The sequence below is a fragment of the Pseudomonas imrae genome (assembly GCF_046352735.2).
Lineage (GTDB): Bacteria > Pseudomonadota > Gammaproteobacteria > Pseudomonadales > Pseudomonadaceae > Aquipseudomonas > Aquipseudomonas imrae.
The window spans coordinates 1,290,926-1,312,841 of record NZ_CP110853.2; the positions used below are offsets into that span (position 1 = coordinate 1,290,926).

A 21,916-nucleotide genomic window follows, 5' to 3' on the forward strand; every position below is an offset into this window, starting at 1 on the left:
ATCGCGGTTTTTTTTGAGCTGGAATCAGCGACGCGGCAGGGCTGCGATCACATCTTCAGCTTGCAGGCCTTTGTCACGGTTCATCACGGAGAACTCCACACGCTGGCCTTCCACCAGAACGCGATGGCCTTCGCCACGAATAGCCCGGAAATGGACGAAGATATCGTCGCCCGAGTCCCGGGAAATGAAGCCAAAGCCTTTCGAGGTGTTGAACCACTTGACGGTCCCGGTATCACGGTTGGTCATGTCGTAGTTTTGCGACGCGGCAGCCGGGGCCGAGCGGTAGAAACTGACGGCCAGGTGCAGAACAATGGCGACCAGTGCGATCCCCAGGCTCAACAGGACGGCAGGATGGCCGCTGACTTCGGGCATTGGCGCCAGCAGCGTCAGGGTTTGTACGACAACAGCCAGCACCAGTAGTGCGCTGACCAGGTTTTGCAATTGATGACGGGCGCCTTTGTTCCAGTAGGGAATGACGGGAGCCAGGGTCAAGTTGATAAGGCCAAAAAAGGCCAGGTAAATAGCATCGGGTTGTTGCAGGTAGGGTAGGGTTTCGGTTCGTAGGCTAGGGATAAAGGACAGCAGCAAGGCTGCGGCGCCCGTTAGCAGGTGGACGATTTTCAACATTTTGATTAACTCACGTTTAGACGGATCACAAGGAAGAGCTGACTGGCACGGTTCGCTTCTGAACAATAGGGAGGCGTTGGGCACGTGCGCGGGTATCAGCCTATGCGGCTTGCCGCAGAAAATAACGGCAGCGACACGCTGCCTATTTAACAGCAAAGCCTGTGCCTACTCAAATCAAGCATTTCAAGGCGTTGCGAGAAACAGGGCATTTGTAGGGCAAACGCTTGTCCTAGACAGGTGTGGGTTTTTTTCCACTTGCCGCGCAGTGCCGGTCGCATGCGAATACTGCCCAAGGGGCGATTTGTCGCAGGCATCAGCAGGAAGGCGGGCTGCGCAAGATGAATGCTCTTGCTAGAGTGCAACGGCACCTGATCAATGAAACTCCATCATCTGAAGGGGATAAACATGGCAATCGATATTGGTATCAGTGAAGAAGATCGTAAATCCATTGTGGATGGACTCTCACGGTTGCTTTCGGATACCTATGTACTTTATCTGAAGACCCATAACTTTCACTGGAACGTAACGGGGCCGCAGTTTCGTACCTTGCACTTGATGTTTGAGGAGCAATATAACGAACTGGCATTGGCGGTGGATTCGATTGCCGAGCGTATTCGCGCCCTGGGTTTCCCCGCGCCGGGAGCCTACTCGATATATGCACGCCTTTCTTCAATCAAGGAAGAAGAAGGAGTACCCGCTGCCGAAGACATGATCAAGCAACTTGTCGAAGGGCAAGAGGCCGTTACCCGCACGGCGCGCGGGATCTTCCCCTTGCTTGAGAAGGTCAGTGACGAGCCGACCGCCGATTTGCTGACCCAGCGCATGCAGGTTCATGAGAAAACTGCATGGATGTTGCGTTCGCTGCTTGAAACCAAGTAAATCACGGGGCAGTGGCGCCGGTCTGACGCCTCTGCCCTGTTCTCCCTCATCCTGGCGTGCGGGCTTCCTGGCTCGCCTGCCGGTTTGTCCTACGGTGATCAACTCCCCGTCTTCTGGCTGCAGTTGTCTACTTGCTGTTTTATAGGCCCAACGGCAAATAAGAGCAGTTTATTCAACAGCCGTTTGGCAAGGGAGTGTCAAGTGTATGTCGCGTGGAGAGGGTAATGGTGCAACCGGAACTTCGGGTTTGCACAGGATAAAGGTCGATCCCTTTGCCAAGGGATTCGATATGGCACTGGCTCGACCGCTGTCTCGTTCAGTCAGGCTTAATGGTTTTTCCACTTGCCTGAGGCTTGAAGAAGTCTACTGGAACATTCTGGCGGAAATAGCCAGGGTCAACACCTGCTCGATCAGTGCGTTGTTGTCCTACGTGGATCGGGAAGTACATTTGCGCTATGGCGGGGTCAAGAACTTCAGTGGCCTGGTCAGGGTCGTGTGCGTGGTCCATGTGTTGAAGGGGCAGCACCGCCAGTGAATAAGGCAGGTCCGGGGTGATTGTGCGGCCCGATTACAGATGCTCCGATGGGCGGGATGTGTGCCGGGCTTGAACCCGGCGTGGCTCTCTATCTTTGAATCTGGTGGCCGCCGCGGCTGCACAGCCCCGATTTACCAGATATAATCCCGCTCTTTGCTGCGCATGCCGGGCTTTTTCAGTTCCCGGGCCAGGGCGCGGCGCAGCAGTGACGTGATCGCCGAGACAACCCATGCCCATGTACGACTATCAATGTGCTTCCTGTGGTCATCAGTTGGAAGCCATTCAAAAGATCAGCGACGCGCCGTTGGTCGATTGCCCTGCTTGTCAGGCTTCCGAGCTTAAGAAAATGTTGTCGATGCCGGGCTTTCGCTTGAGCGGGACTGGCTGGTACGAGACCGACTTCAAGACCGGTTCGAAGAAAAACCTGGCTGGCGGCGACAAAGCAGACTGAGTTGAACTCTACGCGCGAGCTCTTGCATTATCCGTTGCCTGGCTTAAGGTGCGGTGATCGAGCAGGAACTCCACCGAATTTCGAATTACGAGAAGTGAAACCACTACCATGATGCGCAGCCACTATTGCGGCCAACTGAACGAGACCCTGGAAGGTCAGGAAATCACCCTTTGCGGATGGGTTCACCGTCGCCGCGACCACGGCGGGGTAATCTTCCTCGATATCCGTGATCGTGATGGTCTGGCCCAAGTGGTATTCGACCCGGATCGTGCCGAGAGCTTCGCTGCTGCCGATCGTGTACGCAGCGAATACGTTGTGAAGATCACCGGCAAGGTTCGCCTGCGTCCGGCTGGCGCCGTCAACGCCAACATGGCCTCGGGCGCGATCGAAGTGCTGGGCTACGAGCTTGAAGTGCTGAACGAGTCGGAAACTCCGCCGTTCCCATTGAACGAGTTTTCCGACGTTGGCGAAGAAACTCGCCTGCGCTACCGCTTCCTGGACTTGCGTCGTCCGGAAATGGCCGAGAAGCTGCGTCTGCGTTCGCGCATGACCACCAGCATCCGTCGCTTCCTCGACGAGAACGGCTTCCTTGACGTCGAGACGCCGATCCTGACCCGTGCCACCCCGGAAGGCGCTCGCGACTACCTGGTACCGAGCCGTACCCACGCCGGCAGCTTCTTCGCCTTGCCGCAATCGCCGCAGCTGTTCAAGCAGCTGTTGATGGTGGCCGGCTTCGACCGTTACTACCAGATTGCCAAGTGCTTCCGTGACGAAGACCTGCGTGCTGATCGCCAGCCTGAATTCACCCAGATCGACATCGAGACCAGCTTCCTCGATGAAAAAGAGATCATGGGTCTCACCGAGCAAATGATCCGCAACCTGTTCAAGGAAGTGCTGGACTTGGAGTTCGGTGATTTCCCGCACATGACGTTCGAAGAGGCCATGCGCCGCTACGGTTCCGACAAGCCAGACCTGCGTAACCCGCTGGAACTGGTGGATGTGGCCGACCAGCTGAAAGAAGTCGACTTCAAGGTGTTCAGCGGCCCGGCCAACGACCCGAAATGCCGCATTGCCGCACTGCGCGTTCCAGGCGGGGCAAGCATGCCGCGCAAGCAGATCGACGACTACACCAAGTTTGTCGGTATCTACGGCGCCAAGGGCTTGGCATACATCAAGGTCAATGAGCGCGCCAAGGGTGTTGAGGGCCTGCAGTCACCAATCGTGAAGAACATCCCTGAAGCCAACCTCAATGCGATCCTCGATCGCGTTGGCGCGGTTGACGGCGACATCGTGTTCTTCGGCGCCGACAAGTCGAAGATCGTCAGCGAGGCCTTGGGCGCGCTGCGAATCAAGCTGGGCCACGACCTGAGCCTGCTGACCTGCGAATGGGCACCGATGTGGGTCGTCGACTTCCCGATGTTTGAAGAGAACGACGACGGCAGCTTCTCTGCCCTGCACCACCCGTTCACCGCGCCGAAGTGCTCGCCGCAAGAGCTGGAGGCCAATCCGGCGGGCGCTCTGTCCCGCGCCTACGACATGGTGCTCAACGGTACCGAGTTGGGTGGTGGATCGATCCGTATCCATCGCAAGGAAATGCAGCAAGCAGTGTTCCGTCTGCTGGGTATCAACGAGGCGGAACAGGAAGAGAAGTTCGGCTTCCTGCTCGATGCGCTGAAATACGGCGCGCCACCTCACGGTGGTCTGGCCTTCGGTCTTGACCGCCTGGTGATGCTGATGACTGGTGCCCAGTCGATCCGTGAAGTAATTGCCTTCCCGAAAACCCAGAGTGCTGCCGACGTGATGACGCAGGCTCCGGGGGTGGTGGATGCCAAGGCGCTGCGCGAATTGCATATCCGTCTGCGCGAGGCGCCAAAGGCTGAGTAAGGCCGCCGTGTGAAAGCGCGATAAGGTTTTACGAGAGTCAAAAAAGGCGCATCTTCGGATGCGCCTTTGCGTTAAAGAGCTAAATCCCGCCTGGGGCGGGACCGATCAAGGTTTCTAGAGAATTTCGGAGTTGTGTTATGGCTGGCCATTCCAAGTGGGCGAACATCAAGCACCGCAAAGAGCGTCAGGATGCCAAGAAAGGCAAGATTTTCACCAAGTGGATACGCGAACTGACCGTTGCGGCCAGGCAGGGCGGGGGCGATCCGGGTTCTAACCCGCGTCTGCGCCTGGCGCTGGACAAGGCTCTGGGCGCGAACATGAGTCGCGATATCATCGATCGTGCAGTTGCGCGCGGTGCAGGCGCAGCCGACACCGACGATATGGTCGAGCTGAGTTACGAAGGTTACGGTCCGGGTGGTGTAGCGGTGATGGTCGAGTGCATGACCGACAACCGCAACCGTACCGCCGCGGCCGTCCGCCATGCATTCAGCAAGTGCGGTGGTAACCTGGGCACTGATGGTTCGGTAGCCTATCTGTTCGAGCGCAAGGGGCAGGTTTCTTTCGCGCCAGACGTGGACGAAGATGCGTTGATGGAAGCTGCGATGGAGGCTGACGCCGACGACGTGGTGACCAACGACGATGGCTCCATCGATGTGTTCACCTCGTTTGCCGGGTTCTATGCGGTGCGTAACGCTCTGCAAGCCGCAGGCTTCAAGGGTACCGATGCGGAAATCGTGATGCTGCCGACCACCAGTGCCGAACTGGACCTGGACGGCGCACAGAAGGTGCTCAAGCTGTTGGATATGCTCGAAGACCTGGATGATGTGCAGAATGTGTATTCCAATGCCGACATCCCCGAGTCTGTGGCTGAACAGCTTACTTAAGATCGATAGAGATCCAATGTGGGAGCGGGCTTGCTCGCGAAGACGGTAGATCAGCTTGCACATGCATTGACTGGCACACCGCCTTCGCGAGCAAGCCCGCTCCCACAGGGGTTATGTGTGTTCTCACTACCGCGCAGGCGTTATGACTTTAATCCTTGGTATCGACCCCGGCTCGCGCATCACCGGCTTCGGCGTGGTCCAGCAGACTCCACGGGGCTGCATCTATGTTGCCTCAGGCTGCATACGAACCGGTTCCGGCGAGTTGGTCGAGCGCTTGCAAATCGTCTATCGGGGCGTGCGCGAAGTGATCCAGACCTATGGTCCGGTGACCATGGGCATTGAAAAAGTGTTCATGGCGAAAAACGCCGACTCCGCGTTGAAGCTCGGGCAGGCCCGTGGTGCCGCGATCGTTGCAGGCGCGGAAGAGGGCATGGAAATCGCCGAATATACCGCGACCCAGGTCAAGCAGGCGGTCGTCGGTACCGGTGCAGCCAATAAAGAGCAGGTGCAGATGATGGTCATGCATATGCTCAAGCTCACTGCCAAACCGCAAATCGACGCCTCCGACGCCCTGGCGATTGCCATTTGTCATGCCCATACTCGCTCCAGCTTGCTGCCCCACGGCCTGGGCACCGCACGCAGTCGTGGTGGTCGGCTGCGTCTCTGATAGCATCAGCGCAATCATTCTGCGCAGGTCGCATGAAAAACCGATGTGATCGGCCATCATCCCCGCGTAATTACCGGTCAGGCCTTGATCTGACCCGAGCTTTAAGGATCTGAACGTGATTGGACGCTTACGCGGCACCTTGGCTGAGAAACAGCCGCCGCACCTGATTCTGGACGTGGATGGGCTGGGGTATGAGCTTGAAGTGCCCATGACCACCCTTTACCGCCTGCCATCGGTCGGTGAGCTGCTGACCCTGCATACCCACCTGGTGGTGCGCGAAGACGCGCAATTGCTCTATGGTTTCATTGGCAAGCGTGACCGGGATTTCTTTCGCGAACTGATACGCCTCAATGGCGTCGGGCCGAAGCTGGCGCTGGCGTTGATGTCGAGCCTGGAAGTCGATGAGTTGGTACGTGCCGTGTCGGCCCAGGATACTTCTGCGTTGACCAAGGTGCCGGGGGTCGGCAAGAAAACCGCTGAGCGCCTGTTGGTGGAACTCAAGGATCGTTTCAAGGCCTGGGAAGTGGTGCCGAGTATGTTCGCCTTGGTGCCGAATCAGCCGGACGCGCCACGCGAGCATGTGGCCAGCGCCGAAAGCGACGCTGTCAGCGCCCTGATTTCTCTGGGGTACAAGCCACAGGAAGCCAGCAAGGCGGTGTCCGCGATCAAAGACAAGAACTTGAGCAGCGAAGATATGATCCGCCGCGCTCTGAAGGGAATGATTTAAGTGATTGAAGCAGATCGTCTGATTGCGGCCACGGGCCCGCGCGACCGCGAAGAAGTCCAGGATCGGGCCATCCGCCCGCTCAGCCTGGCCGAATATATCGGCCAGCCAACTGTGCGCGAGCAGATGGAGTTGTTTATCCAGGCGGCGCGCGGGCGTAGCGAGTCCCTCGACCACACATTGATCTTCGGTCCGCCGGGTCTTGGCAAGACTACCTTGGCCATGATCATCGCCCAGGAAATGGGGGTGTCGATCAAGTCTACGTCCGGTCCTGTGTTGGAGCGTCCGGGGGACTTGGCCGCATTGCTGACCAATCTTGAACCCCATGACGTGCTGTTTATCGACGAAATTCACCGGTTGTCTCCCATCGTCGAAGAAGTGCTATACCCGGCCATGGAAGACTTTCAACTGGACATCATGATCGGCGAAGGGCCGGCGGCGCGCTCGATCAAACTTGATCTGCCACCGTTCACCCTGGTCGGCGCCACTACCCGTGCCGGAATGCTGACCAACCCGTTGCGAGACCGTTTCGGCATTGTTCAACGTCTAGAGTTCTACAGTACTGCGGACCTGGCCACGATTGTCAGTCGCTCGGCGGGCATCCTCGGGTTGCCGCTGGACCCGGAAGGCGCCTTTGAGATTGCACGGCGTGCCCGTGGTACTCCTCGAATCGCCAATCGCCTGCTGCGGCGAGTGCGCGATTTTGCTGAAGTGCGTGCCAAGGGGCATATCACCAAGGCAGTGGCTGACCTGGCGCTTAATCTGCTGGATGTGGACGAGCATGGTTTTGACCATCAGGACCGGCGCCTGCTGTTGACCATGATCGAGAAGTTCGATGGCGGCCCGGTCGGCGTGGACAGCCTCGCGGCGGCCATCAGCGAAGAACGTCACACCATCGAGGATGTTTTGGAGCCGTACCTGATCCAGCAAGGCTACATCATGCGTACACCCAGAGGTCGTGTGGTTACCCGCCATGCCTACCTGCATTTTGGGTTAAACATTCCGTCACGATTAGGCGAGATGCCTGTAGTAGACGAATTCCTCGATGCAGTGGACGATTAAAAGGGCGGCGTAAGTCGATTTATTCGGCGTTTGTGCTGTCCTAGTGGCTGGCGTCGTCATTCTTTCGTAAGAAATGTTTCGAGAATGAAAAAACAGTTGCTTGGCCGGATTGGCAACCTGAGGAGTAAGCACTAGAGTATGCGCGCGCAAATTGGGGATCAGTCGTTCGTACATCGTTGTCGCGTTTATTACGAAGACACCGATGCTGGCGGCATCGTTTATTACGTCAACTACCTGAAGTTCATGGAGCGGGCTCGAACCGAGCGGCTAAGGGCATTGGGCTTTGCCCAGTCCGCGCTGGCAGGTGAGGATCTGTTATTCGTCGTGCATTCCAGCGAGGCCCGTTATCACGCGCCGGCGCGGCTGGACGACGAATTGCTGGTCAGTGCAGAAGTAATCGAATTGAACCGTGTCAGCCTGCGCTTTAAACAGCAGGTCAGGCGGGCTACGGATGCAACGCTGCTCTGTGAGGGGCAGTTCCTGGTGGCTTGTGTGCGCACCAACAGTTTGAAACCCAGGGCCATTCCCGAAACTCTACGTGCGGCCTTTGCCAGCGTGAGCGGCGCGGGTAAACAATCAGAGCAGGAGATTTAGCGTGGAACCAACCGTCGTCGACCATACCTCCATGTGGAGCCTGGTCAGCAATGCCAGTGTCGTGGTTCAACTGGTAATGCTGACCCTGGTAGCCGCATCGGTTACCTCATGGATCATGATTTTTCAGCGTAGCAACCTGCTGCGCGCTGGTCGACGTGCCCTGGAGAGCTTCGAGGAGCGCTTCTGGTCGGGTATCGACCTGTCCAAACTGTATCGCCAAGCGGGGAGCAATCCAGATCCGGACTCGGGCGTCGAGCAGATCTTTCGTGCAGGTTTCAAGGAGTTTTCCCGTCTGCGCCAGCAGTCAGGCGTCGACCCTGAAGCTGTCATGGAAGGTGTTGCCCGTGCCATGCGCGTTGCGATCTCCCGTGAAGAAGAAAAGCTCGAGCAGAGCCTGCCGTTCCTTGCCACCGTTGGTTCGGTCAGCCCGTATATCGGTCTGTTCGGCACTGTCTGGGGCATCATGAACTCCTTCCGTGGCCTGGCAACGGCACAGCAAGCGACCCTGGCCACCGTGGCCCCGGGTATCGCCGAAGCACTGATCGCCACCGCCATCGGCCTGTTCGCTGCAATCCCGGCAGTAATCGCCTACAACCGTTTCGCTGCAACCAGTGAGACCTTGATCGGTCGTTACTACACCTTCGCCGATGAATTCCAGGCGATCCTGCACCGTAAAGTGCACACCAGCGAAGAATAAGCAGGTAATTCCCAATGGCTTTAATCGCTCGAGCTCGCAAGAAGCGCAAGCCGGTCGCCGAGATGAACGTAGTGCCTTACATCGATGTGATGTTGGTGCTGCTGGTGATTTTCATGGTGACCGCACCGATGCTCAATCAGGGGGTGAAGGTTGATCTGCCCAAGGTTTCCAGCGAAGCCTTGCCACAGGACAACAATACCCAGGTGTTGACCATTTCGATCAAGTCCGACAAGACCTATTACTGGAATCTTGGCAGCGAAGTCGATACACAGAAGCAGCAGGACAAGGCCATGACCTTGCCGCAAATGACCGACGCGGTGACCAAGATCATTCGGGCTGGCACCGAAGGTGGCAAGCTCACCCAGGTCTTCATCCGCGGTGACAAGTCCGTCGACTATGGTTCCGTAATGGGCGCCATGGGCGGGCTGCAGAAGGCCGGGGTCGGTAATGTTGGCTTGATTACCGAGGCGCCCTGATGCAGCAACAGCGAGAGCCGTCCGCCTCGGAAAGCTACTTCTGGCCTGGCGTGTGGGCGATTGCCCTGCACGTCCTGGTGTTCGGCATGCTGTTCGTCAGCTTTGCCATGACCCCGGAGCTGCCGCCGGCCAAACCGATCGTGCAGGCGACCCTGTATCAGCTCAAGTCGAAAAGCCAGGCTACCACCCAGACCAATCAGAAGATTGCGGGTGAGGCCAAGAAGACAGCTGCGCGCCAGACTGAAGTCGAGCAGATGGAGCAGAAAAAGGTCGAGCAGGAAGCGGTGAAGGCTGCTGCGGAACAAAAGAAAGAAGAGGCGGCTCAAAAGGCCGAAGAATCAAAAAAGGCTGACGAAGCGCAGAAGGCCGACGAGGCGAAAAAAGCTGATGAAGCCAAGAAGTCCGAGAAAGCTGCCGAAGCGAAAAAAGCCGAAGAGAAAAAACTGGCTGATATAGCCAAGAAAAAGACTGAGGAAGAAGCCAAGAAAGCGGCTGAAGAAGAGGCCAAGAAAAAGGCCGCTGAAGAAGCCAAGAAAAAGATAGTCGAGGACGCGAAGAAGAAAGCCGCGCAAGACGCCAAGAAAAAAGCTGAAGCCGACGATGCGAAGAAAAAAGCCGCCGACGATGCGAAGAAGAAAGCTGCTGCCGATGCCTCCAAGAAGAAGGCCCAGGAAGCAGCACGTAAATCCGCCGAAGACAAAAAGGCCCAGGCCTTGGCTGATTTGCTTTCCGACACGCCGCAACGTCAGCAAGCCCTGGCCGATGAGCTTGGCGATGAAGTCGCGGGCAGCTTCGACGATCTGATTCGGGCTCGGGCAGCTGAAGGCTGGACGCGTCCACCTTCGGCACGCAAAGGCATGACAGTCGTGCTGCAGATCGGCATGTTGCCGGACGGTACGGTGACTTCGGTCAACGTGGCCAAGTCCAGCGGCGACGGCTCGTTCGACAGTTCGGCGGTTGCAGCGGTCAAGAATATTGGCCGGTTGACCGAGATGCAGGGAATGAAACCAAGTGACTTCGCTCCCTATCGTTCATTCAAAATGACATTCACACCTGAGGATCTAGCCTTGTGAGAAACCTTCTTCGAGGAATGCTTGTCGTTATTTGCTGTATGGCAGGGATAGCGGCGGCGGATGAAAAGAACATCCTGGTTACCAGTGGCAGCGATCGGGCTACCCCGATTGCCGTAGTGCCATTTGGCTGGCAGGGCGGCAGCGTGTTGCCGGACGACATGGCCGAGATCATTGGCAACGACCTGCGCAACTCGGGTTATTACGCACCGATTCCGAAACAGAACATGATCAGCCAGCCCACCCAAGGCAGCGAAGTCATCTACCGTGACTGGAAGGCGCTGGGTGCCCAGTACCTGATGGTAGGTAGCATCGTTCCAGCCGGTGGCCGCCTGCAGGTTCAATACGCGCTGTTCAACGTTGCCACCGAGCAACAGGTGCTGACCGGTAGCGTTTCGGGAAGTGTCGATCAATTGCGGGATATGGCGCACTACATTGCCGACCAATCGTTTGAAAAACTGGTCGGTATCAAAGGTGCATTCTCCACTCGCCTGTTGTACGTGACCGCCGAGCGCTTTTCGGTAAACAACACCCGCTACACCTTGCAACGTTCGGATTACGACGGTGCCCGGGCGGTGACTTTGCTGCAATCGCGCGAGCCTATTCTTTCGCCGCGTTTTGCACCTGACGGCAAGCGTATCGCCTACGTTTCGTTTGAGCAAAAGCGTCCACGCATCTTTGTCCAGCACATTGACACCGGTCGTCGCGAGCAGATCACCAACTTTGAAGGCCTTAACGGTGCGCCAGCCTGGTCACCAGATGGCAATCGCCTGGCATTCGTACTGTCCAAGGACGGTAACCCGGATATCTACGTGATGAACCTCGGTTCGCGCCAGATCACCCGCGTCACTTCGGGCCCGGGTATCAACACCGAGCCGTTCTGGGGCAAGGATGGCTCGACGATCTACTTCACCTCCGACCGTGGTGGCAAGCCGCAAATCTATAAGAGCAGCGTCGGTGGCGGCGGTGCAGAACGTGTGACCTTTATTGGTAACTACAACGCCAATCCGAAGCTTTCGGCCGATGAAAAGACTCTGGTCATGATCCATCGTCAGGAAGGTTTCACTAATTTCAAGGTGGCGGCCCAGGATTTGCAGCGCGGAAGCGTAAAAATCCTTACAGATAGCACTCTTGATGAGTCGCCTACTGTTGCGCCCAACGGCACCATGGTAATCTACGCCACCCGCCAGCAGGGCCGGGGAGTCTTGATGCTCGTGTCCATTAATGGACGCGTAAGGCTCCCGCTTCCTACCGCACAAGGCGAAGTCAGAGAACCGTCCTGGTCCCCTTACCTGAACTGACGCGGCGCTATACGATTTGCTTAACACACTGGGGTTCATTAGGAGTTTCACGATGGAAATGCTGAAGTTTGGTAAGTTTGCTGCTCTGGCTCTGGCTCTGTCCGTAGCCGTTGGTTGCTCCTCTAAAGGCGGCGACAATGCCGGTGAAGGCGCAGCTGTTGATCCAAACGCTGGTTACGGCGCTAACACTGGTGCAGTTGACGGCTCCCTGAGCGAAGAAGCTGCTCTGCGCGCGATCACCACTTTCTACTTCGAATACGACAGTTCGGACCTGAAGCCAGAAGCCATGCGCGCTCTGGACGTTCACGCGAAAGACCTGAAAGGTAACGGCGCTCGCGTTGTTCTGGAAGGCAACACCGACGAACGTGGTACTCGTGAGTACAACATGGCACTGGGCGAGCGTCGTGCGAAAGCCGTTCAGCGCTACCTGGTACTGCAAGGTGTTTCCCCAGCTCAGCTGGAACTGGTTTCCTACGGTGAAGAGCGTCCAGTTGCTACCGGCAACGACGAGCAATCCTGGGCTCAAAACCGTCGCGTCGAACTGCGTAAGTAATTCGTCATGCGAACGTGCCGTCGTGTTGTAACCGTATTGGCTCTCAGCTTCGCACCGCTTGCGGTGTGGGCTGCGGTTCCTGTGGAAGATAGCAACTCTGGCTATAACAATAGTGGGAGCAGCTATCCACCAGCAGGTTATGGCACGAACGGCGCCTATGCCGGGGGAGGGGTTACGGCCCCTGTCTCGGCACAGGGCGAACTGTTCAACCAGCTGCAACGCATGCAGGATCAGTTGGCGCAGCAGCAAGGCGCGATTGAAGTTCTGCAAAATGAAGTCAATCGTCTGAAGCAAGAAGGCCTGGAGCGATACCAGGATCTTGATCGACGCATTGGAGCCGGCGTTACACCAGCCGCTACTCCTGATAATTCTTCTGCCGGGGGCGCTGAAAGCGCCGCTGGTGGTGCCGCCGCAGGTGTAAGCCAAACGCCTGCCGCGAGCAACGAGCCGGCTGATCCGGCGAAGGAAAAACTGTACTACGATGCAGCCTTCGACCTGATCAAAGCCAAAGATTTCGACAAGGCCAGCAAAGCGTTCACCGCTTTCCTGGGTCGTTATCCGAATAGCCAGTACGCGGGTAATGCGCAGTATTGGTTGGGCGAAGTCAATCTGGCCAAGGGTGACTTGCAGAGCGCAGGCCAGGCGTTTGCCAGGGTCAGCCAGCTTTATCCAAAGCACGCCAAGGTGCCTGATTCGCTGTACAAACTGGCTGATGTAGAGCGCCGTCTGGGTCATACCGACAAGGTCAAAGGCATCTTGCAGCAGGTGGTTGCCCAGTATCCGGGCACATCCGCCGCCCAGTTGGCTCAGCGGGACCTGCAACGCTTGTAGGCGATGCGGCCCACGTTTGGAAGAAACCCGCGCTTGTCGCGGTTTTTTTCGTTAGAATCCACGCCCTTTTATGAAATACGCTTTTTGGGGTTCACGCTTTGCCGGGATCCCTTGAAGTGCCTGACGGAGGCGGACAGCCTGTTTAGCTGTTACGCCCGTGGCGATTATGCAAGACACATTACGCATCACCGAAGTTTTTTACTCGTTACAGGGTGAAACGCGCACCGCCGGTTTGCCCACAGTATTTGTGCGCCTTACCGGGTGCCCGCTGCGCTGTCAGTACTGTGATAGCGCCTACGCCTTCAGTGGCGGCACCGTGCGCACTCTCGAAGATATTCTGGAACAGGTTGCCAGCTTTCGCCCCCGTTACGTCTGTGTGACCGGTGGCGAGCCCTTGGCCCAACCCAATGCGATTCCTTTGCTCAAGCGTCTATGTGATGCCGGCTACGAAGTGTCCCTGGAGACCAGTGGCGCCCTGGATATTTCTGCGGTCGATACCCGGGTCAGTCGGGTCGTCGATCTCAAGACGCCGGGTTCCAAGGAAGTGCATCGCAACCGCTACGAAAATATCGACCTGTTGACCAGCAATGACCAGGTCAAGTTCGTCATCTGTTCGCGCGAGGACTATGACTGGGCCAGCTCCAAGCTGATCCAGTACGGCCTGGACCGGCGCGCGGGTGAAGTATTGTTCTCACCAAGCCATCATGACTTGAACGCCCGCGATCTTGCTGACTGGGTGGTCGCGGATAACCTGCCGGTGCGCCTGCAATTGCAGTTGCATAAATACCTTTGGAACGACGAGCCGGGACGCTGAAATGACTGAACAAACCCTTGATCAAAAACGTGCGGTAATCCTGCTGTCCGGTGGCCTTGATTCCGCGACTGTCGTCGCGATGGCGCGTGCACAGGGCTACAGCTGCTACACCATGAGTTTCGATTATGGCCAACGTTCCCGTGCCGAGTTGGATGCCGCCGCGCGCGTTGCCCGTGACTTGGGTGTGGTCGAGCACAAAGTGATCGGCCTGAACCTCAACGGCATTGGTGGTTCGGCGCTGACTGACAGCTCCATTGACGTGCCGGAGACCCCCAGTGACGGCATTCCGGTCACCTACGTACCGGCGCGCAACACGGTGTTCCTGTCTCTGGCCCTGGGTTGGGCAGAGGTGCTCAATGCCCGTGACATTTTTATCGGCGTCAACGCTGTGGATTACTCCGGCTATCCGGATTGCCGTCCAGAGTTTGTCGAGTCGTTCGAGCGCATGGCCAACCTGGCGACGAAGGCCGGTGTAGAGGGGCAGGGCTTCCGTATCCTGGCGCCGCTGCAGAACCTGAGCAAAGCCGATATCGTCAAGGCTGGCGTAGGACTTGGCGTCGATTATTCGCTGACAGTTTCCTGCTATCAGGCAGACGATGACGGTCGTGCTTGTAGGAAATGCGACAGTTGCCGGCTGCGTGCAGAAGGCTTCCAGGCGGCCGGAATTTCGGACCCGACGCGTTATTTCTGATTTATTTAAAATAAGGTGTTGAATAATCCTTAGAAATCAGTATTATACGCGCCACCACACAGCGGGTCGTTAGCTCAGTTGGTAGAGCAGTTGGCTTTTAACCAATTGGTCGTAGGTTCGAATCCCACACGACCCACCATTTTTGGCGGTTTAGAAAATCCGGAAGGCCCACGCAAGTGAGGATTTCCGGGTTTTTTTTTGCCTTTGATTTGTTCTGTGGATGCAATATGTCTATATTTGAGTCTGTAGAGTAGTTAAGGGTGTAAATCATGACACTAGTCCTCCAGTCCCAGGGTTTCACCAAAGACCAGTGCGTGGCCGGGTTGCGCGCTGCAGTGGGCATCCTCGAAAAATGGCAGGCCAGCAGCGAGCAAGCCTGTCGCATCCTGCGCATTTCGCGCAGCACCTATACCCGGGCCAGACAGCGCGATGCCGAGTGGACCATTGGCCTGGATCACGACCAGATGCAACGCATCAGTTTTGTGCTGAACATCCACGCCACACTGCGCATGATCTTTGATAACCCCGAGAACGTGTACGGCTTCCCGGGGATGGTGAACGACAACAGCTTCTTCAATGGGCGTACGCCGCTTGAGATCATGGCTCAGGGCGATATGATTTCCTTGTACGAGACATTTCGCCGGATCGATGTGCTGCGTGGTGCGCAATGGTGATGCTGGAGTGTCTGGGAGACCTGGCCTGGGAGCTATCGCAGGCCTATCGCCTGGTCAATTCCAAGTTTCCACCGATTGCGTTGTTTGATGATGTGGCGGACGCCGATGAATTTGATGTGCTGTACCAGATCCAGGCTCTTACCAACCCAAGGCTGGGCAATGAGGTTGGTTTGCTTGAGTTGATACCTCGCCGCGAAATCCCTTTTGGCATTGCTGGATGTTCATACGCTATAGCGCCATTCACTCATGTGAACCCTGCCGGTTCGCGTTTCAGCGATGGCAGTTTTGGCGTGCTGTATCTGGCCGCTACGATGGAGACGGCGCTGGTGGAAGTGCGCCATCATCAGAATCAGTATTGGTCGAAAGTGCAAGGCCTCAACTTTGAGCGCTTCGTGTTTCGTGGACTGTCCTGTTCGTTTGTGACCAATTCGATGAAGGATGCGGCTTGCGTACCGATGACCGATCCCATCTATGACCCGGACGATTACTCCCATGCACAGCGTCTGGGAGGCGCACTCAAGAGCGCTGGCTGCCCGGGGCTTCGGTACATGTCCGTGCGTGCCCCGGGCAATCACTGCTGGGCACTTATGACACCCAGGGCGGTGTCGTCAATTGTCCAGTCTGCTCATTACGAGATGATCTGGAACGGCCAGATCACCAGCGTCAGTAAGATCAGCGAGGCCTGAACGTCAGATTTGCCCTTGAACCAGGATCGACTCGTCAATCTGCGCAATCGATGTAACCCCGGTCAAGGTCATTGCCACGCGCATTTCCTTGGCAAAGATATCCAACAGGTTCTCCACGCCGCGCTGGCCGTCAGCTGCCAATGCGTAGGCGGGCGCGCGACCGAGCAATACACCTCTGGCGCCCAACGCGAGCATGCGTACTACGTCCAGCCCCGAGCGTACTCCGGAGTCGACCAGCACCGTAAGGTCGCTGCCCACCGCCTGTGCGATAGCGGGCAAGGCTTTGGCGGTGGACAGCACACCATCCAACTGGCGACCGCCATGGTTGGAGACGACGATCCCGTCCGCGCCGAAGCTCACCGCATCCTTGGCATCCTGAGCGTCGAGAATGCCCTTGATGATCATCGGCCCTTTCCAGAATTCGCGGATCCACTCCAGGTCTTTCCAGCTGATGGAAGGATCGAAGTTGGTTGCCAGCCAGCCGATGTAATCTTCGAGGTGGGTCGGTTTGCCCAAGTACCTGGAAATATTGCCCAAGTCGTGCGGGCGACCCATAAGACCGACATCCAAGGCCCAGGCCGGTTTGCCCACGACCTGCAGCATCCGCCGCTGTGCTGCGTACGGCCCGGACATTGCGGAGTGAGCATCGCGATAACGCGCGCCAGGTGTCGGCATGTCGACGGTGAACACCAGGGTCTTCACTCCCGCAGCTTGCGCCCGTTCCAGGGCGTTTTTCATGAAGCCACGATCTTTCAATACATAGAGCTGAAACCAGATCGATTGCGCGGTCTGGGATGCCACTTCCTCGATCGGGCAAACCGAGACAGTCGACAAACAGAAGGGAATACCTTTGTTGGCCGCCGCTTTCGCCACCTGCACTTCCCCGCGCCGGGCGAACATGCCGGTCAAGCCTACCGGGCTCATGATGACCGGCATTGCCAGGGGCTGGTCGAACAACGTGGTCTCCAGGCTCAGGCTCTCGACATTGCGCAGGATGCGCTGGCGCAAGCTGATGTCTGCCAGGTCCGAGCTGTTGCTCTTGAGGGTGCGTTCGGCATAAGCACCACCGTCGATATAGTCGAACAAAAAGCGCGGCAGTTTGCGGCGTGCGGCTTCGCGGTAATCCGATGCAGACGAAATGATCATGAACAGTGAGGCCCCGGAATATAGAGAACGGTGGAAGGAGGATAGACAAAGGCACATCATGGTAAAAACAACTTTTCCAACTTTAATTCAGTCGCAAACGGAATACTCATGAACCTTCGCACGTTGCGTACCTTTGTCGAAGTGGTACGCCAGGGCGGTTTCTCACAGGCCGCCGAGGTGGTTTCGTTGACCCAATCCAGTGTCAGCAAGGCGGTAAAGAGCCTGGAAGACGAACTGGGTACGCCATTGTTCAACCGTATCGGACATAAGAGCGAGCTGACAGCCGCAGGTGAAATTGCCTACCGTCGTGCGCAGGTGCTGCTGGCAGAGCGCAGCGATTTGGTTGCTGAGATCAATGACCTGTTGGGTCTAAGGCGCGGGGTGTTGCGTATCGGATTGCCGCCGGTGGGCAGTGGGGAGTTGTTTGCAGCGATGTTTGCCCTGTATCGGCGGCGTTATCCCGAGATCGAGATCGAATTGATCGAACACGGCAGCAAGAAACTTGCTCAGTGTCTCCAGGCTGGCCAAGTGGACCTGGCGGCCTTGTTGGTGCCGGTTGAGGGCGAGTTTGAATATCAGGACGTGCGAGTCGAGCCGCTGATGGTGGTGATGCCGACGGACCATCCTTTGGCCGGGCGGGCGAAGGTCAATTTTTCCGATCTCGCCGATTCGCCATTCATACTGTACGAGGCTGGTTTTGCCCTCAATCCCATCATTCTCAACGCTTGCGAGCGCAGGGGAGTGGTGCCTCGAATAACAGCTCGCAGTGCGCAGATCGATTTTATTGTCGATTTGGTCAGTGCGGGACTGGGTGTGGCATTTTTACCCCAGATGCTCGCCCGTAAACACCGGCACCCCGGTATCGCGTTGACACCCTTGGACGAGCCCCGGACTGATTGGCACATAGCCCTGGCCTGGCGCCGCCACGCGCATCTACCGCAGGCGGCGCGCGCCTGGCTGGACCTTGCCAGGGAAATGGGCAATGTACCCAGGGCGAGTAAAGAGTAAGGTACTTTTACCTGGCGGCAATGGGCATATACCCCAGATTAGGCTTTTGAATCCATTCGATATTCTGTAGCCTTGCCCAGCTTCACCGTGCTTGATGAACACAATCACTTCGTCCGGCGGCGCCCGAAGGGCTCCAGAGCCGGTGGTACACTCGACTTTCGCGCAACGGCGCCTGCAGGTCTTGCGAACATGACGCAAATTTCCGAACGCCTTCTGGTCCAAGCTCACCTTGACGCCAAGCAGCCCAAGGTGCTCAGTGTCGAAGAAGAGGCGAGCTTACGTTCTGCCATTGCTGCTGAGCTCAAGGCTCAAGATGCGGTACTGGTTGCCCATTTCTACTGTGACCCGGTCATCCAGGCCCTGGCCGAGGAAACCGGCGGCTGTGTTTCCGACTCCCTGGAGATGGCGCGTTTCGGCGCTGCGCACCCGGCCAAGACCGTACTGGTCGCTGGTGTACGCTTCATGGGCGAGACTGCAAAAATCCTCACCCCTGAAAAACGTATCCTGATGCCGACCCTGGAAGCGACCTGCTCCCTGGATCTGGGATGCCCGGTGGATGAGTTTTCCGCATTCTGCGATCAACATCCCGAGCGCACCGTGGTGGTGTATGCCAACACCTCGGCCGCGGTCAAGGCCCGTGCTGATTGGGTAGTGACCTCCAGTTGCGCCCTGGAGATCGTCGAAAGCCTGATGGACAACGGCGAGACCATCATCTGGGGGCCGGACAAGCACCTGGGTACCTACATCCAGCGCCAGACCGGTGCTGACATGCTGCTATGGGATGGTGCCTGCATCGTCCACGAAGAGTTCAAGTCCAAGCAATTGGAGGACATGAAGGCCCTGTATCCGGATGCTGCGATCCTGGTTCACCCGGAATCCCCGACGGCGGTCATCGAATTGGCCGACGCCGTGGGTTCCACCAGCCAGTTGATCGCAGCAGCTCAACGCCTGCCGAACAAGACCTTTATCGTGGCGACCGATCGCGGCATTTTCTACAAGATGCAGCAGCTGTGTCCGGACAAGATTTTCGTCGAGGCGCCTACCGCTGGCAATGGCGCGGCATGCCGCAGTTGCGCGCACTGCCCGTGGATGGCGATGAATACGCTGGAGCGCACGTTGCAATGCCTGCGTGAAGGCACCAACGAGATCTTCGTCGAGCCGTCATTGATCCCTCATGCAGTGCGCCCACTCAAGCGTATGCTCGACTTCACCCAGGCTGCGCGCCTGAGGCTGGCGGGTAACGCCTGATTTGAGGTAAACGCATTAGCAAATGTGGGAGCGAGCAAGCCCGCTCCCACATTTTGTTGTCCACTGGCTAGAATTTTATTTCTTCTGCTTCGGGATTCGCACCAGTTGCGTGTCGGAATAGATGTCATGCCAGGCGCGCTTTTTCTTGTCTACCAACGACCAGATAAACCCCAGCCCTGCGCACAGCCATGACGCAATCGACACCACAAAACGCAACAACGCTTGCCACAGACTGATGCGCGAGCCATCGGCGTTTTGCACCCGCACGCCCCATACTTGCATACCCAACGTCTGCCCGGAGTGGGTCCAGAATTTGGCGAAAAATCCGAACAGCACAAAAAACAGAAGCGTCGACAGCAAGGGGTCACCGTCCAGCGCGCCAGACTCCGAGAGTGCGCGCATCCTGGCTTCGCCGACAAAGGCGATTCCCACCAGTTTGTAGACGAAGGCGGTGACGATCAGCAAAGCGGTACATAGCAGGAAGTCATAGAACATCGCTGCCAGGCGACGGCCCAGGCCCACGGGGGGAAATGCGCCTTGGGGGCTTAGCAGGTGTTTCGACATGGCTGGGCTCTCTGAAGGGAAAAAGCCATTTTACGGACAAACGCACATAAAAAAGCCCCTGATGTCACCATCAGGGGCTTTTTGTCGCAGCAGGCTTAGCCTTCTGCTTGTACTTCGTCGGCCTGCAGGCCTTTTTGGCCTTGCACCGAAACGAAGGTCACTTTCTGGCCTTCTTTCAGGCTTTTGAAGCCGTTGCCCTGAATGGCGCGGAAATGTACGAACAGATCCGGACCGCTGTCAGGAGTGATAAAACCAAAACCTTTCTCGTCGTTAAACCACTTGACGATACCGCTCTGACGTTCAGCCATTTTCTTCTTTCCTTTGACGCTAAAAATTAATGACAGCCCCTTTCAAATGAAAGAGTACTGGGCTGGGTTGCAGGAAAGTAAGAGACGTCGAACGGGTTGTAGCATACATTGGCTACTGCCCAGGTCCAGGTTCCAAGCGACCCATGCAAACACAGTGGGCAAACTCTACGCCAACCAATATGGAAAAAACAAGCCCTGTGCAAGCCGCTTGTTTACACGGGAATAAGACACTTCGGCCAGTATTGCCGAAGTGTCTTATTCGATAGCCTTAGCCACTTGTTATAAGCAGTCCCGCAAAATAATGACTATCGTAACTGCACTATTTTATGGCGGTTGCGTTACAGATTAGTGCATGCATGCGCAACTACGTTACTTATAGAAACAACCAATCAGCCGCGATAGTAACGTTGTGGCACAAATGGCATTTTACTTACATGAAGTGGCACCTTTTTCCCGCGTACCATTGCCGATACTTGGGTATCCAGCGTGGTAAAAGCGTGATCCAGGTAACCCATCGCAAGTGGTCCGCCGAGGGTTGGGCCAAAGCCGCCGCTGCAAACGCTGCCGATGACAGTACCGTGCTCGTCGACGATTTCTGCGCCTTCGCGTACCGGTGTGCGCTCTTGCGGCAACAAACCCACGCGCTTGCGTCTGACGCCGGTTTGCTGCTGAGTGAAAATGCGATCAGCACCAGGGAACCCACCAGCCCGAGCACCGTCGGCGCGACGGGCTTTGGAGATTGCCCACAAGAGGCTCGCCTCAATCGGTGTGGTGTCGGTGTTCATGTCATGACCGTAGAGGCACAGGCCGGCTTCCAGGCGCAGTGAGTCGCGTGCGCCGAGGCCGATGGCTGCGACTTCGGTTTCGGCCAGCAGGCTGCGGGCCAGGCTTTCGGCATTGGCCGCTGGGACGGAAATTTCGAAACCGTCTTCACCGGTGTAGCCGGAGCGACTGACATAGCAGTCCACGCCCAGCAGGCGCAGGGTCGCGAACTGCATAAACGTCATTTGGGTGACTTCAGGCGCCAGGCGCGCGAGCACCTTGACCGCTGCCGGACCTTGCAGCGCCAACAGGGCGCGTTCCTCGAACAGTGACTCGATGCTGCATTGATTGCCAATGTGTTGGCGAAGGTGAGCCAGGTCTTGATCCTTGCAGGCAGCGTTGACCACCAGAAAAAGCTCGTCATTGCCCAGGTTCGCGACCATCAAGTCGTCAAGAATGCCGCCCTGATCGTTGGTGAACATGGCATAACGCTGCATGCCCACCGGCAGGTCGATGATGTCCACCGGCACCAGGGTTTCCAGGGCCTTGGCGGCATCCGCGCCGGTCAGGCGAATCTGGCCCATGTGCGACACATCGAACAACCCGGCCTGTTCACGGGTATGCAGGTGTTCCTTCATCACACCCAGCGGGTATTGCACTGGCATGGCATAGCCGGCAAACGGCACCATGCGCGCGCCCAGTTCAATATGCAGGGCGTGGAGCGGGGTTTTCAACAGGGTTTCGGTGGACATATTCAGCTCCTGAAAAACGTGCGGACGC

General features: G+C 57.1%; 26 protein-coding genes and 1 tRNA gene. 22 read left to right on the forward strand and 5 right to left on the reverse strand.

The genetic code is table 11. From position 1 onward, the window contains the following. Positions 1-24: 24 nt before the first annotated feature. Positions 25-627 (reverse strand): cold shock domain-containing protein membrane protein, encoded by a 603-nt coding sequence (locus tag OQ460_RS05830; protein WP_410020922.1) that lies wholly within the window; start codon positions 625-627, stop codon positions 25-27. A 405-nt stretch (positions 628-1,032) separates the two neighbouring features. Between OQ460_RS05830 and OQ460_RS05835 the strand changes: the two genes are divergently transcribed. The 20 genes from OQ460_RS05835 to OQ460_RS05930 all read left to right on the forward strand — a co-directional run bounded on the left by OQ460_RS05835 (position 1,033) and on the right by OQ460_RS05930 (position 16,100). Then, the gene (locus OQ460_RS05835; protein ID WP_410020923.1) at positions 1,033-1,506 is read left to right on the forward strand and encodes a Dps family protein; all 474 of its coding nucleotides are present in this window, start codon (positions 1,033-1,035) and stop codon (positions 1,504-1,506) included. Between the two features lie 205 nt (positions 1,507-1,711). Beyond that, positions 1,712-2,041: a ribbon-helix-helix domain-containing protein gene (locus tag OQ460_RS05840; RefSeq protein ID WP_410020924.1), complete on the forward strand. Its 330-nt coding sequence runs from the start codon at positions 1,712-1,714 to the stop codon at positions 2,039-2,041. 229 nt (positions 2,042-2,270) lie between these two features. Further along, positions 2,271-2,492, forward strand: a complete 222-nt coding sequence (locus OQ460_RS05845; protein WP_410020925.1) for an FmdB family zinc ribbon protein — start codon at positions 2,271-2,273, stop codon at positions 2,490-2,492. Between the two features lie 108 nt (positions 2,493-2,600). Continuing rightward, the gene (aspS, locus tag OQ460_RS05850; RefSeq protein WP_410020926.1) at positions 2,601-4,376 is read left to right on the forward strand and encodes an aspartate--tRNA ligase; all 1,776 of its coding nucleotides are present in this window, start codon (positions 2,601-2,603) and stop codon (positions 4,374-4,376) included. A 137-nt stretch (positions 4,377-4,513) separates the two neighbouring features. Next, positions 4,514-5,260 carry a YebC/PmpR family DNA-binding transcriptional regulator gene (locus OQ460_RS05855; RefSeq protein WP_410020927.1) on the forward strand — a complete coding sequence of 249 codons (747 nt, stop codon included), beginning with the start codon at positions 4,514-4,516 and terminating at the stop codon, positions 5,258-5,260. 142 nt (positions 5,261-5,402) lie between these two features. Next, positions 5,403-5,927, forward strand: a complete 525-nt coding sequence (gene ruvC, locus OQ460_RS05860; RefSeq protein ID WP_410020928.1) for a crossover junction endodeoxyribonuclease RuvC — start codon at positions 5,403-5,405, stop codon at positions 5,925-5,927. 115 nt (positions 5,928-6,042) lie between these two features. After that, positions 6,043-6,654 carry a Holliday junction branch migration protein RuvA gene (ruvA, locus tag OQ460_RS05865; RefSeq protein ID WP_410020929.1) on the forward strand — a complete coding sequence of 204 codons (612 nt, stop codon included), beginning with the start codon at positions 6,043-6,045 and terminating at the stop codon, positions 6,652-6,654. Then, positions 6,655-7,713, forward strand: coding sequence for a Holliday junction branch migration DNA helicase RuvB (gene ruvB, locus OQ460_RS05870; RefSeq protein WP_410020930.1), 1,059 nt, complete (start codon positions 6,655-6,657; stop codon positions 7,711-7,713). A gap of 138 nt (positions 7,714-7,851) precedes the next feature. Next, positions 7,852-8,307 carry a tol-pal system-associated acyl-CoA thioesterase gene (ybgC, locus tag OQ460_RS05875; protein ID WP_410020931.1) on the forward strand — a complete coding sequence of 152 codons (456 nt, stop codon included), beginning with the start codon at positions 7,852-7,854 and terminating at the stop codon, positions 8,305-8,307. A gap of 1 nt (position 8,308) precedes the next feature. Next, positions 8,309-9,004, forward strand: a complete 696-nt coding sequence (gene tolQ, locus OQ460_RS05880; protein WP_410020932.1) for a protein TolQ — start codon at positions 8,309-8,311, stop codon at positions 9,002-9,004. Positions 9,005-9,027: 23 nt separating this feature from the next. Beyond that, on the forward strand, positions 9,028-9,480 hold the full coding sequence (gene tolR / locus OQ460_RS05885; protein WP_410021936.1) for a protein TolR: 453 nt from the start codon (positions 9,028-9,030) through the stop codon (positions 9,478-9,480). Next, complete coding sequence (gene tolA / locus OQ460_RS05890) at positions 9,480-10,553, forward strand: cell envelope integrity protein TolA (protein ID WP_410020933.1); 1,074 nt, start codon at positions 9,480-9,482, stop codon at positions 10,551-10,553. Before tolR ends, tolA begins: the two co-directional genes overlap by 1 nt. 17 nt (positions 10,554-10,570) lie before the next feature. After that, the gene (gene tolB, locus OQ460_RS05895; protein ID WP_410020934.1) at positions 10,571-11,851 is read left to right on the forward strand and encodes a Tol-Pal system beta propeller repeat protein TolB; all 1,281 of its coding nucleotides are present in this window, start codon (positions 10,571-10,573) and stop codon (positions 11,849-11,851) included. Positions 11,852-11,903: 52 nt separating this feature from the next. Further along, positions 11,904-12,404 carry a peptidoglycan-associated lipoprotein Pal gene (pal, locus tag OQ460_RS05900; protein WP_029300299.1) on the forward strand — a complete coding sequence of 167 codons (501 nt, stop codon included), beginning with the start codon at positions 11,904-11,906 and terminating at the stop codon, positions 12,402-12,404. Positions 12,405-12,410: 6 nt separating this feature from the next. Beyond that, positions 12,411-13,235, forward strand: coding sequence for a tol-pal system protein YbgF (gene ybgF / locus OQ460_RS05905; protein WP_410020935.1), 825 nt, complete (start codon positions 12,411-12,413; stop codon positions 13,233-13,235). A gap of 166 nt (positions 13,236-13,401) precedes the next feature. Next, positions 13,402-14,049, forward strand: a complete 648-nt coding sequence (gene queE / locus OQ460_RS05910; protein WP_410020936.1) for a 7-carboxy-7-deazaguanine synthase QueE — start codon at positions 13,402-13,404, stop codon at positions 14,047-14,049. A gap of 1 nt (position 14,050) precedes the next feature. Beyond that, on the forward strand, positions 14,051-14,740 hold the full coding sequence (gene queC / locus OQ460_RS05915) for a 7-cyano-7-deazaguanine synthase QueC (RefSeq protein WP_410020937.1): 690 nt from the start codon (positions 14,051-14,053) through the stop codon (positions 14,738-14,740). Positions 14,741-14,803: 63 nt separating this feature from the next. Then, positions 14,804-14,879 (forward strand) — tRNA-Lys (locus OQ460_RS05920). 130 nt (positions 14,880-15,009) lie between these two features. Further along, positions 15,010-15,414 (forward strand): antitoxin Xre-like helix-turn-helix domain-containing protein, encoded by a 405-nt coding sequence (locus OQ460_RS05925; RefSeq protein WP_410020938.1) that lies wholly within the window; start codon positions 15,010-15,012, stop codon positions 15,412-15,414. Further along, positions 15,408-16,100 (forward strand): RES family NAD+ phosphorylase, encoded by a 693-nt coding sequence (locus tag OQ460_RS05930; protein ID WP_410020939.1) that lies wholly within the window; start codon positions 15,408-15,410, stop codon positions 16,098-16,100. The genes OQ460_RS05925 and OQ460_RS05930 overlap by 7 nt, the downstream gene beginning before the upstream one ends. Positions 16,101-16,103: 3 nt before the next feature. On the opposite strand, the gene lldD is transcribed toward OQ460_RS05930, so the two are convergent. Beyond that, positions 16,104-17,246, reverse strand: a complete 1,143-nt coding sequence (gene lldD / locus OQ460_RS05935) for an FMN-dependent L-lactate dehydrogenase LldD (protein WP_410020940.1) — start codon at positions 17,244-17,246, stop codon at positions 16,104-16,106. Between the two features lie 108 nt (positions 17,247-17,354). Between lldD and OQ460_RS05940 the strand changes: the two genes are divergently transcribed. Together OQ460_RS05940 and nadA are read left to right on the forward strand one after the other, a co-directional pair. Next, positions 17,355-18,254 carry a LysR family transcriptional regulator gene (locus OQ460_RS05940; RefSeq protein WP_410020941.1) on the forward strand — a complete coding sequence of 300 codons (900 nt, stop codon included), beginning with the start codon at positions 17,355-17,357 and terminating at the stop codon, positions 18,252-18,254. A 189-nt stretch (positions 18,255-18,443) separates the two neighbouring features. Next, positions 18,444-19,502 (forward strand): quinolinate synthase NadA, encoded by a 1,059-nt coding sequence (nadA, locus tag OQ460_RS05945; RefSeq protein WP_410020942.1) that lies wholly within the window; start codon positions 18,444-18,446, stop codon positions 19,500-19,502. 75 nt (positions 19,503-19,577) lie between these two features. Here nadA and OQ460_RS05950 read toward each other — a convergent pair whose 3' ends face one another. The 3 genes from OQ460_RS05950 to gcvT form a co-directional block, all read right to left on the reverse strand. Further along, positions 19,578-20,066: an RDD family protein gene (locus tag OQ460_RS05950; RefSeq protein ID WP_410020943.1), complete on the reverse strand. Its 489-nt coding sequence runs from the start codon at positions 20,064-20,066 to the stop codon at positions 19,578-19,580. Positions 20,067-20,161: 95 nt separating this feature from the next. After that, a complete protein-coding gene (locus OQ460_RS05955; protein ID WP_410020944.1) occupies positions 20,162-20,374 on the reverse strand; it encodes a cold-shock protein in 213 nt (70 codons plus the stop codon). A 389-nt stretch (positions 20,375-20,763) separates the two neighbouring features. Beyond that, positions 20,764-21,888 carry a glycine cleavage system aminomethyltransferase GcvT gene (gcvT, locus tag OQ460_RS05960; protein ID WP_410020945.1) on the reverse strand — a complete coding sequence of 375 codons (1,125 nt, stop codon included), beginning with the start codon at positions 21,886-21,888 and terminating at the stop codon, positions 20,764-20,766. Positions 21,889-21,916: the final 28 nt, after the last annotated feature.

Coding starts and splice junctions, on each gene's coding strand:
- OQ460_RS05830 (WP_410020922.1), bottom strand. CDS start 627: ATGTTGAAAATCGTCCACCTGCTAACGGGCGCCGCAGCCTTGCTGCTG.
- OQ460_RS05835 (WP_410020923.1), top strand. CDS start 1,033: ATGGCAATCGATATTGGTATCAGTGAAGAAGATCGTAAATCCATTGTG.
- OQ460_RS05840 (WP_410020924.1), top strand. CDS start 1,712: ATGTCGCGTGGAGAGGGTAATGGTGCAACCGGAACTTCGGGTTTGCAC.
- OQ460_RS05845 (WP_410020925.1), top strand. CDS start 2,271: ATGCCCATGTACGACTATCAATGTGCTTCCTGTGGTCATCAGTTGGAA.
- aspS (WP_410020926.1), top strand. CDS start 2,601: ATGATGCGCAGCCACTATTGCGGCCAACTGAACGAGACCCTGGAAGGT.
- OQ460_RS05855 (WP_410020927.1), top strand. CDS start 4,514: ATGGCTGGCCATTCCAAGTGGGCGAACATCAAGCACCGCAAAGAGCGT.
- ruvC (WP_410020928.1), top strand. CDS start 5,403: ATGACTTTAATCCTTGGTATCGACCCCGGCTCGCGCATCACCGGCTTC.
- ybgC (WP_410020931.1), top strand. CDS start 7,852: ATGCGCGCGCAAATTGGGGATCAGTCGTTCGTACATCGTTGTCGCGTT.
- tolA (WP_410020933.1), top strand. CDS start 9,480: ATGCAGCAACAGCGAGAGCCGTCCGCCTCGGAAAGCTACTTCTGGCCT.
- tolB (WP_410020934.1), top strand. CDS start 10,571: ATGCTTGTCGTTATTTGCTGTATGGCAGGGATAGCGGCGGCGGATGAA.
- pal (WP_029300299.1), top strand. CDS start 11,904: ATGGAAATGCTGAAGTTTGGTAAGTTTGCTGCTCTGGCTCTGGCTCTG.
- ybgF (WP_410020935.1), top strand. CDS start 12,411: ATGCGAACGTGCCGTCGTGTTGTAACCGTATTGGCTCTCAGCTTCGCA.
- queE (WP_410020936.1), top strand. CDS start 13,402: ATGCAAGACACATTACGCATCACCGAAGTTTTTTACTCGTTACAGGGT.
- queC (WP_410020937.1), top strand. CDS start 14,051: ATGACTGAACAAACCCTTGATCAAAAACGTGCGGTAATCCTGCTGTCC.
- OQ460_RS05925 (WP_410020938.1), top strand. CDS start 15,010: ATGACACTAGTCCTCCAGTCCCAGGGTTTCACCAAAGACCAGTGCGTG.
- OQ460_RS05930 (WP_410020939.1), top strand. CDS start 15,408: ATGGTGATGCTGGAGTGTCTGGGAGACCTGGCCTGGGAGCTATCGCAG.
- lldD (WP_410020940.1), bottom strand. CDS start 17,246: ATGATCATTTCGTCTGCATCGGATTACCGCGAAGCCGCACGCCGCAAA.
- OQ460_RS05940 (WP_410020941.1), top strand. CDS start 17,355: ATGAACCTTCGCACGTTGCGTACCTTTGTCGAAGTGGTACGCCAGGGC.
- nadA (WP_410020942.1), top strand. CDS start 18,444: ATGACGCAAATTTCCGAACGCCTTCTGGTCCAAGCTCACCTTGACGCC.
- OQ460_RS05950 (WP_410020943.1), bottom strand. CDS start 20,066: ATGTCGAAACACCTGCTAAGCCCCCAAGGCGCATTTCCCCCCGTGGGC.
- OQ460_RS05955 (WP_410020944.1), bottom strand. CDS start 20,374: ATGGCTGAACGTCAGAGCGGTATCGTCAAGTGGTTTAACGACGAGAAA.
- gcvT (WP_410020945.1), bottom strand. CDS start 21,888: ATGTCCACCGAAACCCTGTTGAAAACCCCGCTCCACGCCCTGCATATT.